This window comes from Janthinobacterium sp. SUN120 (genome assembly GCF_030397735.1).
Lineage (GTDB): Bacteria > Pseudomonadota > Gammaproteobacteria > Burkholderiales > Burkholderiaceae_D > Janthinobacterium > Janthinobacterium kumbetense.
The window spans coordinates 124756-137016 of record NZ_JAPUBW010000006.1 but is presented as its reverse complement, the minus strand read 5'-3'; the positions used below and the strand labels follow the sequence as shown (position 1 = coordinate 137016).

Annotated in this window: 12 protein-coding genes; 11 read left to right on the top strand and 1 reads right to left on the bottom strand. The window is 65.6% G+C overall.

Features of this window, described 5'->3' with window-relative positions; translation table 11 throughout:
* The first annotated feature begins 2 nt into the window (after window positions 1-2).
* From O0879_RS25050 to O0879_RS25000, 11 genes are all read left to right on the top strand, one after another.
* The gene (locus tag O0879_RS25050; RefSeq protein ID WP_289919346.1) at window positions 3-1478 is read left to right on the top strand and encodes a PLP-dependent aminotransferase family protein; all 1476 of its coding nucleotides are present in this window, start codon (window positions 3-5) and stop codon (window positions 1476-1478) included.
* A 38-nt stretch (window positions 1479-1516) separates the two neighbouring features.
* Window positions 1517-2080: a DNA-3-methyladenine glycosylase I gene (locus O0879_RS25045; protein ID WP_289919345.1), complete on the top strand. Its 564-nt coding sequence runs from the start codon at window positions 1517-1519 to the stop codon at window positions 2078-2080.
* Window positions 2080-3711, top strand: coding sequence for an FAD-dependent 5-carboxymethylaminomethyl-2-thiouridine(34) oxidoreductase MnmC (gene mnmC / locus O0879_RS25040; RefSeq protein WP_289919343.1), 1632 nt, complete (start codon window positions 2080-2082; stop codon window positions 3709-3711). The genes O0879_RS25045 and mnmC overlap by 1 nt, the downstream gene beginning before the upstream one ends.
* Before the next feature lie 214 nt (window positions 3712-3925).
* Window positions 3926-4423 carry a rhodanese-like domain-containing protein gene (locus O0879_RS25035; RefSeq protein WP_251349313.1) on the top strand — a complete coding sequence of 166 codons (498 nt, stop codon included), beginning with the start codon at window positions 3926-3928 and terminating at the stop codon, window positions 4421-4423.
* 19 nt (window positions 4424-4442) lie between these two features.
* Window positions 4443-5429, top strand: a complete 987-nt coding sequence (epsC, locus tag O0879_RS25030; protein WP_070305407.1) for a serine O-acetyltransferase EpsC — start codon at window positions 4443-4445, stop codon at window positions 5427-5429.
* A gap of 7 nt (window positions 5430-5436) precedes the next feature.
* Window positions 5437-5661: a helix-turn-helix transcriptional regulator gene (locus O0879_RS25025; protein WP_034784364.1), complete on the top strand. Its 225-nt coding sequence runs from the start codon at window positions 5437-5439 to the stop codon at window positions 5659-5661.
* A 119-nt stretch (window positions 5662-5780) separates the two neighbouring features.
* Window positions 5781-6713, top strand: a complete 933-nt coding sequence (locus O0879_RS25020; RefSeq protein WP_071325557.1) for a family 2A encapsulin nanocompartment shell protein — start codon at window positions 5781-5783, stop codon at window positions 6711-6713.
* A complete protein-coding gene (locus O0879_RS25015; protein ID WP_289919338.1) occupies window positions 6688-8490 on the top strand; it encodes a family 2A encapsulin nanocompartment cargo protein cysteine desulfurase in 1803 nt (600 codons plus the stop codon). Before O0879_RS25020 ends, O0879_RS25015 begins: the two co-directional genes overlap by 26 nt.
* Before the next feature lie 157 nt (window positions 8491-8647).
* Window positions 8648-9367, top strand: a complete 720-nt coding sequence (locus O0879_RS25010; RefSeq protein WP_289919337.1) for a HAMP domain-containing sensor histidine kinase — start codon at window positions 8648-8650, stop codon at window positions 9365-9367.
* 11 nt (window positions 9368-9378) lie between these two features.
* Entirely contained in the window at window positions 9379-11109 is a 1731-nt protein-coding gene (locus tag O0879_RS25005) for a response regulator (protein ID WP_099665642.1), read from the top strand.
* A gap of 64 nt (window positions 11110-11173) precedes the next feature.
* The gene (locus tag O0879_RS25000) at window positions 11174-11389 is read left to right on the top strand and encodes a hypothetical protein (protein ID WP_077399068.1); all 216 of its coding nucleotides are present in this window, start codon (window positions 11174-11176) and stop codon (window positions 11387-11389) included.
* Between the two features lie 21 nt (window positions 11390-11410).
* On the opposite strand, the gene O0879_RS24995 is transcribed toward O0879_RS25000, so the two are convergent.
* The gene (locus tag O0879_RS24995) at window positions 11411-12121 is read right to left on the bottom strand and encodes a PhaM family polyhydroxyalkanoate granule multifunctional regulatory protein (RefSeq protein WP_289919336.1); all 711 of its coding nucleotides are present in this window, start codon (window positions 12119-12121) and stop codon (window positions 11411-11413) included.
* Window positions 12122-12261 lie beyond the last annotated feature (140 nt).

The following is a 12261-nucleotide window of genomic DNA, read 5'->3' as shown; positions in this document are numbered from 1 at the left end:
CCATGCCAGTTTCCCACCTGCACCAAGTCATCGCCGCCTTGCCGCTGCAGCGCGGCGCCATCGAGCCGCTGTTTCGCCAGCTGTATGCGGCCATCAAGGCCGCCATCCTCGATGGCCGCATGAGTCCCGGCATGCAGCTGCCGCCCACGCGTGACTTTTGCCGCCTGCTGGCCGTGTCGCGCCAGACGGTGCTCAATGCGTATGCGCAACTGGCGGCCGAAGGCTATCTCGATGGCGCCGTGGGGCGCGGCACCTTTGTCAGCCGCGACGTTCCGCTGCCTGTCCCTGCCGCGGCGCGGGGCTTGCTGCGGCCCCTGTCGGCGCGCGGGCAGGGCGTGGTGGCGGCCATGCGCCAGGTGGCGTTCCACCGGGGGCCGCTGCGCGCCTTTCGCGTCGGCATGCCGCGCATCGACCATTTTCCGTTCGACGTGTGGAACCGCCTGGAAGCGCGGCGCTGGCGCCGGCCCGACCACCATTTTGGCTACAGCGACCCGGCCGGCTACCTGCCGCTGCGCGAACTGCTGTGCGTGTACCTGAAGGCGTCGCGCGGCGTCCAGTGCACGCCGCAGCAAATCGTCATCACCTCCGGCTCGCAGCAGGCGCTGTTCCTGCTGTCGACCATCCTGCTGGCGCCCGGCGACGCGGCCTGGATGGAGTCGCCCGGCTACCGGGGCGCCAGCGGCCCGCTGCGCGCGGCCGGCGCGCGCGTCTTTCCCGTTCCCGTCGATGCGCAGGGGCTCGACGTGGCGTATGGCGTGGCGCATTGCCCGCAGGCGAAGCTGGCCTACGTGACGCCATCGCACCAGATGCCGTTGGGCGTGAGCATGAGCTTGCCCCGCCGCCTGGCCTTGCTGGCCTGGGCCTCGCAAAACAAAGCCTGGCTGGTGGAAGACGATTACGACAGCGAATACCGCTACACGGGTGCGCCGTTGGCCTCGCTGCAAAGCCTGGACCGGGCCGGTTGCGTGGTGTATGTGGGTACGTTGTCGAAAGTGCTGTTCCCCGGCCTGCGCCTGGGCTACATGGTGGCGCCGCCCGCACTGGCCGAAGCGCTGGTGCAGGCCAAGGCCGTGATGGACCGCCACACGGCCATCGTGCCGCAGATGGCGCTGGCCGACTTCATCGCCGAGGGCCACTTTGGCCGGCATATCCGCCGCACGCGCGACAGCAATGCCGAGCGGCGCGACCTGCTGGTGCGTGGCCTGGCGCGCGAACTCGACGACCAGCTCGCCTGCGGCCCGGCCGACAGCGGCCTGGAGCTGTGCGCGTATTTCCGCGGCAGCCATGACGAGGAAGCAGTGTCGCGCGCGGGTCTGGCGCGGGGCATCGAATTGCGTCCGCTGGGCCACTATGCCGACCCTGACGCCAGCGCCGCCTGCGCCACGCCGCCCGGGCTGCTGCTGGGCTTTGCGGCGATTCCCCCGGCCGAGATGGCGCACGGCTTGCTGGAACTGGGGCGCCTCCTGCGCGGCCGATAAACTATACTGAGACTTGCCTGCACATGAAGAACACGACCATGAATATTACCCGCTGCTCCTGGGCCAATCCGGCCAATCCCCGTTATCTCGATTACCACGATACGGAGTGGGGCGTGCCCTGCCACGACGAGCGCCGGCTGTTCGAGATGCTGAACCTGGAAGGCGCGCAGGCTGGCCTGAGCTGGGAAACCATCCTCAACAAGCGCGACACCTACCGCGCCGCCTTCGATAACTGGGATGCGGAAAAGATCGCCGCGTATGGCCCGGACAAGGTGGCGCAGCTGCTGCTCGACCCGGGCATCGTGCGCAACCGCCTGAAGGTGGCGGCGGCCATCACGAATGCGCAAGCCTACCTGCGCCTGCGCGCGGAAGGGCAGACCCTGGACAGCTTCCTGTGGGCGTATGTCGATGGCCAGCCCATCGTCAACAGCTGGCAGACCGGCGAGCGTCCCGCCAGGACGGCCTTGTCCGACAAACTGTCGAAAGATTTGCTCAAGCGGGGCTTCAAGTTCGTCGGTTCGACCATCATCTACGCCTACATGCAGGGCATCGGCATGGTCGACGACCATGCGCCCGCCTGCTTTTGCCGCGCGGGGCATTGATGCGCCGCGCGCTGGTCCTGCTCGACACGGATTTTGACGGCGCCCGCTTGCGTGCCGCCTGCGCGGCGCATGGCGGCCGCCGCCTGCATTACATCGCGCTGGCGCCGCGTCCCGTCGACGCCAACCACTTGCCCGAGCAGTGGCGCGCGCAGTGGCCGCCCTGCGTGCCGGGCCTGCACCGCATGGTCTCGCACGATGGCCTCGTCACGCTCGATGTGCTGATCGGCGAGCCCGATGCCTGCCTGGCGCAATTGTCGGCGCGTGTCGACGAAGTGCACCTGGCCTGGGTGCCGGCAGCCACGCCCGTGCTGGCGCGCCTGATGGTCGATGGCGCCCGCCTGCAGGCCGTGCACCTGGACGAGGCGCAGCGCATGGCGCTGCAAAAGAACGGTTTTGTCTTCGACGAGAGCCGCTTGCGCGCCATGTTTTATGCGCGGCGCGCAGAGCAGGTGGCTGCCGTGGCGCCCGAGCGGCGCGCTATCGTCATCGGCGCGGGCGTGGCCGGTGCGGCCGCCTGCGAACGCCTGGCCGCGCGCGGCTGGAAGGTGACCTTGATCGAACGCCACGCACGGCCGGCCAGCGAGGCGTCGGGCAACCTGGCCGGCATCTTCATGCCGCAGCTGTCGAAGGACGACAATATCGCCACGCGCCTGGTGCGCGCCGCCTACCTGTACTCGCTGCGCTACTGGCAAGATTTGGGCGGCATCGGCAGCGCTTTTGATGGCGCGCAATGCGGCGTGCTGCAACTGGCGCGCGATGACGCGCATGCGCAGGTGCAGCGGCAGATCGCCGCCAGCGGCCTGTATCCGCGCGAATTCGCCCGCTGGCTGGAAGCGCCCGAGGCGGCGGCCATGCTGGGCGCGCCGGCGCCCGATGGCGCATGGTGGTTCGAACAGGGCGGCTGGGCGCGCCCGTCCTCCGTCTGCGCCGCCATGCTGGACGCTTGCGGCGCCTTGCTCACGCGGCGCTTTTCCAGTAGCGCCCTGCGCCTGGAACGCGGCGATCAGGAATGGCTGGTGCGCGATGCGCAAGGCACCCTGATCGCGGCCGCACCCACCGTCATCCTGGCGGCGGGTACGGGGGCCGTGGATGTCGAGCAAGCGGCCGGCCTGCCGCTGGACGCCGTGCGCGGGCAGGTCACGCACCTGGCCGAAGGCAGCTTGCCTTCGTTGCCGTTCGTCGTCTGCCGCGAAGCCTATATGACGCCGGCGCACCAGGGTGTCGTGTGCGTGGGCGCCAGCTACGATGCGGACGCGGACACCACGTTGCGCCCATCGAGCCAGGAAGAAAATATCGCGAAGATCGCCGACATCCTTGGCGTAGCCCCGTTCGAGGCGCCGCTGGCCGGGCGCACGGGCTTTCGCTGCGTGGCGCCGGACCGTTTGCCGCTGGCGGGCGCCTTGCCCGACCCCGGCGTGCCAGGCCGCTGCGAGCGCCTGCGCGACGTGCCCCGCTGGCCCGGCCTGTTCGGCTTGCTCGGCTATGCCTCGCGCGGCCTGATCTGGGCGCCGCTGGCGGCCGAGCTGCTGGCTTGCCAGCTGGAGGGCGAGCCGCTGCCGCTGGAGAGTCAATTGGCCGCCGCTTTGGACCCTGCGCGCTTTCTGTTGCGCGAGCGCCGCCGGACCGCCTGAAAAAGCCCATGGCGTTGTTGTCCTGCCTCGCCGTACGTTCGTACTGTCTTCGGCACTCCGCCTGGCCCTGGGCATTTCCAGACGCTCCCCCCTTCGATTTCTCCATATACGTTTTTCAGCTTTCCAAACTCTTTTTAATTTGTTTTCCGAACAACATAAGTTCGCTACAGTGGACTCGTGCTGGTTTTTGACGACGGAATAAAGAGGTGGAAAGATGGCTGCTGCAGAACTGATTTTCGATCCCCGCGCCGCGCACGGCGAGGCGGCGTTTGACGAAGTGCTCAATCTCGCGCGCACCCAGGCGCAGGCGCAAGGCTTGCCGTATGCGGGCATCGTCAGTGCGCAGGATGCATGGCAGCTGGTGCAGGCCGGCAAAGCCGTGCTGGTCGACGTGCGCACGAATGAAGAACGCACCTTCGTCGGCTACGTGCCCGCCTCGCTGCACGTGGCGTGGGCGACCGGCACGTCCATGAACCGCAATCCCCGCTTTACGCGCGAACTGGAAGCGAAAGTGGGCGGCAAGGACGCCGTCGTGGTGCTGCTGTGCCGCAGCGGCAAGCGCTCGGCCGCAGCTGCCGAAGCGGCGGCCAAGGCGGGCTTCACGCACGTCTTCAATATCGCGCAAGGCTTCGAGGGCGACCTCGACGAGCAGCAGCAGCGCGGCCACAGCGGCGGCTGGCGCTGGCATGCGCTGCCCTGGCTGCAAGATTAAATCTCCCTTCAGGATCACCATGAACCAGCGAGCCATCCCCCCCGCCTCCCTAGCCGCGCAGCCGCAGTGGGAATTGCGCCAGATCGTCGATGAATTGCGCGCCGTGCGCGAGCAGTGGCGCGAAGGATTGGCCAGCAACCAGGAGTGCGGCGCGCGCGAATTCCCGTCGCGCCAGCATTTGCACGACATCATCAAGGCCCTGTGCGCGGCCCTGTTCCCCATGCGCCTGGGGCCCCTCGACCTGCAGCAGGAGAGCGAGGATTTCTTTGTCGGCCACACGCTCGACACGACCCTGACGGGCTTGCACGAACAGGTGCGGCGCGAACTCAGTTACCACGCGCGCCAGCATGGCTTGCAGCAGACGGTGTCCATCGAACAGCAGGCGCTGGCCATCGTGCAGCGCTTCGCCCGCGCGCTGCCGCGCATCCGTGCCCAGCTCGACACGGATGTGGCGGCCGCCTTCCATGGCGACCCGGCTGCGCACAGCGTCGACGAAGTGCTGCTGTGCTATCCGGGCATCCTGGCCATCATCCATTACCGCCTGGCGCACACCTTGTATGCACTGGGCGCGCCGCTGGTGGCGCGCATCATCGCCGAAGTGGCCCATTCGCAGACGGGCATCGACATCCACCCGGGCGCCATCATCGGCAGCAGCTTTTTCATCGACCATGGCACGGGCGTGGTGATCGGCGAGACTGCCATCATCGGCGAACGGGTACGCATCTATCAAGCCGTCACCCTGGGCGCCAAGCGCTTTCCCGCCGGCGCCGACGGCGTGCTGAAAAAGGGGCTGGCGCGCCACCCCATCGTGCAGGACGACGTGGTCATCTACGCGGGCGCGACGATCCTGGGACGGGTGACCATCGGCCAGGGCTCCGTCATCGGCGGCAATGTCTGGCTGACCCGCAGCGTGGCGCCCGGCAGCCATGTCACGCAAGCGCATAACCAGCAGGAGGCGCCGGAGTTGCCAGCGCCATCCCACCCCGCTTTTGCCCATCACCCATGAGGACAGCATGTTGATCAAACAGTTTGGACTGGCCGTGCGCCAGTTGCGCGAAGGGCATGGCTGGTCGCAGGAGCGCCTGGCCGAAGCGGCCGACTTGAACCGCTCGTTCATCGGCGAAATCGAACGGGGTGCCGCCACGCCGTCGCTGCTGACGGTGGAAAAACTGGCCGGCGCGCTGGGCATCGGCCTGGCGGGCTTGATGGCGCGCTGCGAGCCGGAGCTGGTGGATTAATGCGGGTGGATTAAAACGTCGCGTTGATGGCGATAGCATGTTGAGAGATCAGGGGAGACGCTTGATACTTTATTTGTTTTTCAGATAAGCATATTCACTTTTCTCATTAGGAGTCGTAGATGGCCGAAGCAACCCCCGATAGCCAGTTCGCGCTGGGCGACAACGCCGCGCGCCAGCTGGCCAATGCAAGCAAGAGCGTCCCCCAGCTGTCCACGATCACGCCGCGCTGGCTCGTGCACCTGCTGCAATGGCTGCCCGTGGAAGCGGGTATCTACCGCCTGAACCGCGTGAAAAATCCGAAGGACGTGCGCGTGGCCTGCTCGCAGCGCGACGAGTCGGAACTGCCGCAAACCTTCGTCGACTACGACGACCAGCCGCGCGAATACTTCCTCAATGCCGTCAGCACGGTGCTCGATGTGCACACGCGCGTGTCGGACCTGTACAGCAGTCCGCACGACCAGATCAAGGAGCAGCTGCGCCTGACCATCGAAACGATCAAGGAGCGCCAGGAAAGCGAATTGATCAACAATCCCGACTACGGCCTGCTGGCCAGCGTGCACGACGACCAGCGCATCTTTACCCTGACGGGTGCGCCCACGCCGGACGACCTCGACGAACTGCTGACGAAAGTGTGGAAGGAGCCGGGCTTCTTCCTCGCGCACCCGCTGGCCATTGCCGCCTTCGGCCGCGAATGCACACGCCGCGGCGTGCCGCCACCGACCGTCAGCCTGTTCGGTTCGCAGTTCCTCACGTGGCGCGGCGTGCCGCTGGTGCCGTCCGACAAGCTGCCCATCGAAGACGGCAAGACGAAGATCATCCTGCTGCGCGCGGGTGAACAGCGGCAAGGCGTGATCGGCCTGTTCCAGCCTGGCCTGGCGGGCGAGCAAAGCCCGGGCCTGTCCGTGCGCTTCATGGGCATCAACCGCCACGCGATTTCGTCCTACCTGATTTCGCTGTATTGCTCGCTGGCCGTGCTGACCGACGATGCGCTGGCCGTACTGGAAGACGTGGAGATCGGTAAATACCATGACTACCCAGACACCTACAAGTGATGGCGCGGCGGGCTTGCCTGCCGTCCCGTTTTTACCCGACGAAGCGACCTTGAACCGTCTGGCGGGCGAGTTTTTTGCCCGCCTGCCGGGCTTGGACAAGTCTCCCAGCCTCGGCGGTTCCGGCAGCGTGCTCGATGCGGCGCCCCGCTATGCGAACCGTCCGCCGCCGCAGCCCGGTCCTGCGTTCGCCGCCATCGCTCCCGGCGTGGCGACGGCGCAGGTGCCGCCCGTGACGGCGCCCCTGGAAGCGCCCATTGCGCCGGCCCCCGCGTCCGTGCCGACGCCGCGCTTGTCGGCGATCAATGCGCCGGCTGCACCGTCGCCGTATTATTTTATCGGTGGCGCGCATGGTTATCCCGCGTCGGGCAATGGCCTCGATGGCCTGGCGCGGCAGGGGCAAGGGCAGGCAGCGCCCGATGATGTGCGGGGCCTGTTTGCCACGCCGCAGCGCGCGCCCGCGCGCCAGCTGCCCGTCTCGCCAGCCGGTGGCCAGCCCGCGTTCTATTTCCAGACCGAGCTGCCCTCGGCGACGAAGCCTGGCCAGCACCAGACGCCGGCGCCGTTCGATGTACACGCCGTGCGGCGCGATTTTCCCGTGCTGGCCGAGCGGGTCAACGGCAAGCCGCTGGCCTGGTTCGACAATGCGGCCACCACGCACAAGCCGCAGTCGGTGATCGACCGCGTGTCGTATTTCTATGCGCACGAAAATTCGAACATCCATCGCGCGGCGCACGCGCTGGCGGCGCGCGCCAGCGATGCGTATGAAGCGGCACGCGCCAAGGTCGCCAGTTTTCTGGGCGCCGCCTCGGCCAATGAAATCATCTTTGTGCGGGGCGCCACGGAAGGTATCAATTTGATTGCCAATACCTTTGGCCGCAAGTACATCGGCAGCGGCGACGAGATCATCGTCTCGCAGCTCGAACACCACGCCAACATCGTGCCGTGGCAGCAGCTGGCGGCCGAGAAGGGCGCGACATTGCGCGTGATTCCCGTCGACGACAGCGGACAGATCATCCTCGATGAATTCCGCAAGCTGCTCAACGGGCGCACCAAGCTGGTGTCCGTGACGCAGGTGTCGAATGCGCTGGGGACGGTGACGCCCGTGGCGCAGATCATCGCGCTCGCGCATGCGGCCGGCGTGCGCGTGCTGGTCGACGGCGCGCAGGCCGTGTCGCACCTGCGCGTGGACGTGCAGGCGCTTGGCGCCGATTTCTATGTGTTTTCGGGGCATAAAGTGTTCGGTCCGACGGGCATCGGCGCCGTGTATGGCAAGGCGGACTTGCTCGAGCAATTGCCGCCATGGCAGGGCGGCGGCAACATGATCGCCGACGTCACGTTCGAGCGCACCGTCTACCAGGGCGTGCCGAACCGTTTCGAGGCGGGCACGGGCAATATCGCCGATGCCGTGGGCCTGGGCGCGGCCATCGACTACGTGCAGCGCATCGGCCTGGAAAACATCGCCGCCTACGAGCACGCGCTGCTGGAATACGCGACGCACCACTTGCAAGCCATTCCCGGCGTGCGCCTGATCGGCACGGCGCTGGACAAGGCCAGCGTGGCTTCGTTCGTGCTGGCCGGCTACGCGCCGGCGGAAGTGGGGCGCGCCCTCAATGACGAGGGCATCGCCGTGCGCTCGGGCCACCACTGCGCCCAGCCGATCCTGCGCCGCTTCGGCGTGGAAGCGACGGTGCGGCCATCGTTCGCCTTCTACAACACGTATGAGGAAATCGACCGCATGATCGCCGTGGTGCGCCGCCTGGCGGGCGCGCGCCGCTGACCTTGCCAGCTTGTCAGGCTGATGCCGCCCCTGCGCCAGCGGGGGCGGCATTGTTGCGTCATGTCACGGACTTTGCGCGCGGCTGGTTGGCGTCCGCAGGCTGGCGGTATAATTTATCCTTGGCAATATTCAAGCTACGGCCCCAAGGAGATATCCGGTGGAAGATCAACACAGCTCGCCCGAGCTATTCCTGTTCCTGGCGTCGACCGTGCACGACATGAAAAATTCGATCAGCGTCGTCAGCGGCACCCTGGAGTCGCTGCTGGCGGCCGAGCAGGCCAAGCCTGCGCCCCAGGCCGACCCCGCCTACCTGCAGATGGCGCAGATGCTGTACCAGACCAAGCGCCTCAACGATAACCTGATCCAGCTGCTGGCCCTGTACAAGGAAGTGGGCAAGCCCGGCTACCCCTTCGACGTGCAGCCGCAACTGGTGAGCCAGGTCATCGACCAGGTGGTGGATCAGGAAAAGATCCTGCTGGCCTCGAAAGGCATCCGGCTGGAGACGGCCTGTCCGCCGGAACTGATCTGGACCCTCGATGAAGACCTGGTCATCGGCGTGCTCGCGCATGCGATCAACAACGCCATCCGCTACACGAAAGACACGATTCGCCTGTCCGTGCGGGAGCACGACGACATGCTGGAGCTGCGCGTGGAAGACAATGGCGACGGCTATACCCAGGCTTTGCTGGACGCGGGCAGCGCGGCCATGGATGGCATGGCCGCCGGCGTGAATTTTTCCACCAACAGCACGGGACTGGGCCTGTATTTTTCCAGCGAAGTGGCAAAGATGCACAAGCACCGGGGCAGCAGCGGCAGCATCGCCCTGGAAAATGGTGGCGCGCTGGGCGGCGGCTGTTTCATCCTGCGCCTGCCCTGAACGAGGAATCCATGACGACAGACAGCCACGCCACCGCCGCCGAAGCGGGCAGCACCGACTGGGCCGACAAACATTATCTGCTGGTCGACGATTTCATCGGCATCCGCATCCTGCTGCGCGAATCGCTGCGCAACCTGGGCGCGCGCCATATCGACCAGGCGGCCAGCGGCGGCGAAGCCATGAAGCTGCTGGCCAAGACGCGCTACGACGTGGTGCTGTGCGATTACAACCTGGGCGAAGGCAAGAATGGCCAGCAAGTGCTGGAAGAGACGCGCGTGCGCAACCTGACGGCGCCATCGAGCGTGTGGCTGATGGTGTCGGCCGAGAAAAGCGTGGAATCGGTGATGGGCGCGGCCGAGCACCAGCCCGACGCCTACCTGATCAAGCCGATCACGGAAGGCGTGCTGCTGACGCGGCTGAACCGCGTGTGGCACAAGAAGCAGGTGTTCCGCGAAATCGACCAGGCTTGCATGGAAAAGGATTATCTGCGCGCGGCCAAGCTGTGCGACGCGCAGATCGAGGTCAACAAGCTGCACGAGCTGGAATTGCTGCGCATGAAGGCCAGTTTGCTGCTGAAAAGCGGCGAGCCGGAAAAAGCCCGCGCCGTGTATGAAAAAGTGCTGGCCGAGCGCGATTACAGCTGGGCCAAGGCGGGCCTGGGCAAGATACGCATGAATAACGGCGAACACGAGGCGGCGCGGCAGATCTTCCAGGGCGTGATCGTCGAAAACAAGTATTACATCGACGCCTACGACCAGATGGCCGTCGCCTACCAGCTGATGGGCCAGCACGAGGAAGCGTGCGGCGTGCTGGAAAAGGCGGCGCGCCTGTCGCCCAATTCCGTGCCGCGCCAGCGCAACCTGGGACTGGCGGCCCTGAAAGTGGGCAATGTCAGCATGGCGGAAAAGGCTTTTCGCAAGTGTATTTCCATCGGCGAGTTTTCCGTCATGAAGACGCCGGACGCCTACCTGGGACTGGCGCGCGTGTGCGGCCTGAAGAAGGATGCGAAGGAGGCGCTGCAATGGCTGCTGCTGGCGCAGCGCGAATTCTCGCCCGAACAGATCGGCTTGCGCGCGAAGATCACGGAAGGCATGGTGCACCACGAAACGGGCGATTACCGGCGCGCGCGCAAGTGCGGCGACGAGCTCGAAGCCATGCTGCTGGAAGACCCGGCGCGGCCCGAGAAGGCCATCTGCATGGAGCTGGCGACCCTGCTGTTCGCCGTCGGCGTCAAGGATGCGCCGGCCGGCCTGCTGTGCTACGTGGTGAAGAACAACCACGACAACCAGGTGGTGCAGGATGAAGTGCAAAAGATATTCGACAAGGCGAAGATGGGCGACGAAGGCACGAGCCTGATCATCGCCTCGCGCAAGGAAGCGTCGGACTTGATGAACAAGGGCGTGCTGCTGTGGAAGACGGACAAGCTCAACGAAGCGGTCGCCTGGATGCGCGCGGCGCGCGAAAAACTGCCGAACAACTTGCGCATCCTGTTCAATTCCGCGCAAATCATCGTTTCCTTCCTGCAGCAGCGCGGGTTTCAGGCCGATTTGGCGGCCGAAGCCATGGAAGTGTTGTTGTATGTAGACAAAATTGCACCAGGGCAGCAGCGCTTCGCGCAATTGATGGAGCAACTGGTGCAGCTGACGCCGCCGCCCGGGCCGGAAGACGCCGTCGCGGCGCCGGAAAATGCGCCGCCGGCAGCGGAAAAAGGGGGAAAAGCCGTGCGTGAGCGTGCCGGATGATAAACTAGGGGCCAGCGTGGGTTCGCCCGTGCTTGAGTTGCTTTACAACAATAAGGAAGAAACTATGCGTGATGTGGTCAATGAAGTATACAAAAAAATGAAGGTCGGCGCCGTTGCCTGGGTACGCCCGGTCGCCGCCAAGGGAGACACGCTGGAAACATTCCAGTCTTCGTACGAGCACGCCAAGGCGCTGGCCGACGAAGGCCTGATCACGATCGGTGACGTAAAACGCCAGGCCGACAACATGATCGAGGCGATCCGCATTCATCGTATCGCCTGATCATATTGCCGGCTTGAAACATCAGGCCTTGCCTGGTGCTTTGGCCTTGGGTGCTGCGCGTTTTGCGGGCGCCTTGCGCAGCGGGGCCTTGGCCTTGGCTGCCGTGCCTGCTTCGGCAGGTTTGGCCGGCTTGCTGGCCGCTGGCTTGGCTTTGCTCACGCCGCCAAAGCTGGCCGCTGCCGTGCTGGCGGCGTCGGGCGACATCGCTGTCGAGACGGCCTGCGTGAACTGATCTTGTAACAAATTCCACCAGGCACTTGGATTGGCCAGCTGGGCTCCGGCCTGGCTGCCGGCATCGGCGGGCGCCGCCGCAGCGGGTGGCGGTGCGGGCGCAGGCGCCGGTTTCGGTTCAGGCGCCGCAGGTGCGGCTTGCTGGAAAAACGCGGAAGCGTAGGGCACCGATTCAAACACGGATTTTTCGCTGGCGCCGGGCTGGGTGATGGCTGCCGCCAGGGACGCGCCCATCGATTTCAAGGTGGCGATGGTGCCGCGCTGCACTTCCAGCGCCTGGATACTGCCGCGCAGCATGCTGGTGTTGAGGTTCAGCCATGCTTCGACGGCCTTCAAGTCATTGATTTTCTTGTCCAGCTCTTCCACCGACATGGTGGGCGCCGTGATGCCAGGCATGCCCATGCCGGGCACGCTCATGCTGCCCCACAGGTTTTTGACGAAGTCGAGCGTATCGGTCACAACTGCTGCGCCCGGCATTTGGGGCATTTGCGGGTTTGCCATGCGAAATCTCCTGGTAGGTGGATAGCCTTAGCGTAGCAGATATCGGCTTGCAACTGACGCAATGCCGCCAACATTTTCTTACATAAAACATTAAGAGTTGAGCACGGGCAAGAAGCGGGAAGCGGGGCGGAAGCGTTACA

Coding starts and splice junctions, on each gene's coding strand:
- mnmC (WP_289919343.1), top strand. CDS start 2,080: ATGCGCCGCGCGCTGGTCCTGCTCGACACGGATTTTGACGGCGCCCGC.
- O0879_RS25050 (WP_289919346.1), top strand. CDS start 3: ATGCCAGTTTCCCACCTGCACCAAGTCATCGCCGCCTTGCCGCTGCAG.
- O0879_RS24995 (WP_289919336.1), bottom strand. CDS start 12,121: ATGGCAAACCCGCAAATGCCCCAAATGCCGGGCGCAGCAGTTGTGACC.
- O0879_RS25015 (WP_289919338.1), top strand. CDS start 6,688: ATGACTACCCAGACACCTACAAGTGATGGCGCGGCGGGCTTGCCTGCC.
- O0879_RS25005 (WP_099665642.1), top strand. CDS start 9,379: ATGACGACAGACAGCCACGCCACCGCCGCCGAAGCGGGCAGCACCGAC.
- O0879_RS25020 (WP_071325557.1), top strand. CDS start 5,781: ATGGCCGAAGCAACCCCCGATAGCCAGTTCGCGCTGGGCGACAACGCC.
- epsC (WP_070305407.1), top strand. CDS start 4,443: ATGAACCAGCGAGCCATCCCCCCCGCCTCCCTAGCCGCGCAGCCGCAG.
- O0879_RS25045 (WP_289919345.1), top strand. CDS start 1,517: ATGAATATTACCCGCTGCTCCTGGGCCAATCCGGCCAATCCCCGTTAT.
- O0879_RS25000 (WP_077399068.1), top strand. CDS start 11,174: ATGCGTGATGTGGTCAATGAAGTATACAAAAAAATGAAGGTCGGCGCC.
- O0879_RS25035 (WP_251349313.1), top strand. CDS start 3,926: ATGGCTGCTGCAGAACTGATTTTCGATCCCCGCGCCGCGCACGGCGAG.
- O0879_RS25025 (WP_034784364.1), top strand. CDS start 5,437: ATGTTGATCAAACAGTTTGGACTGGCCGTGCGCCAGTTGCGCGAAGGG.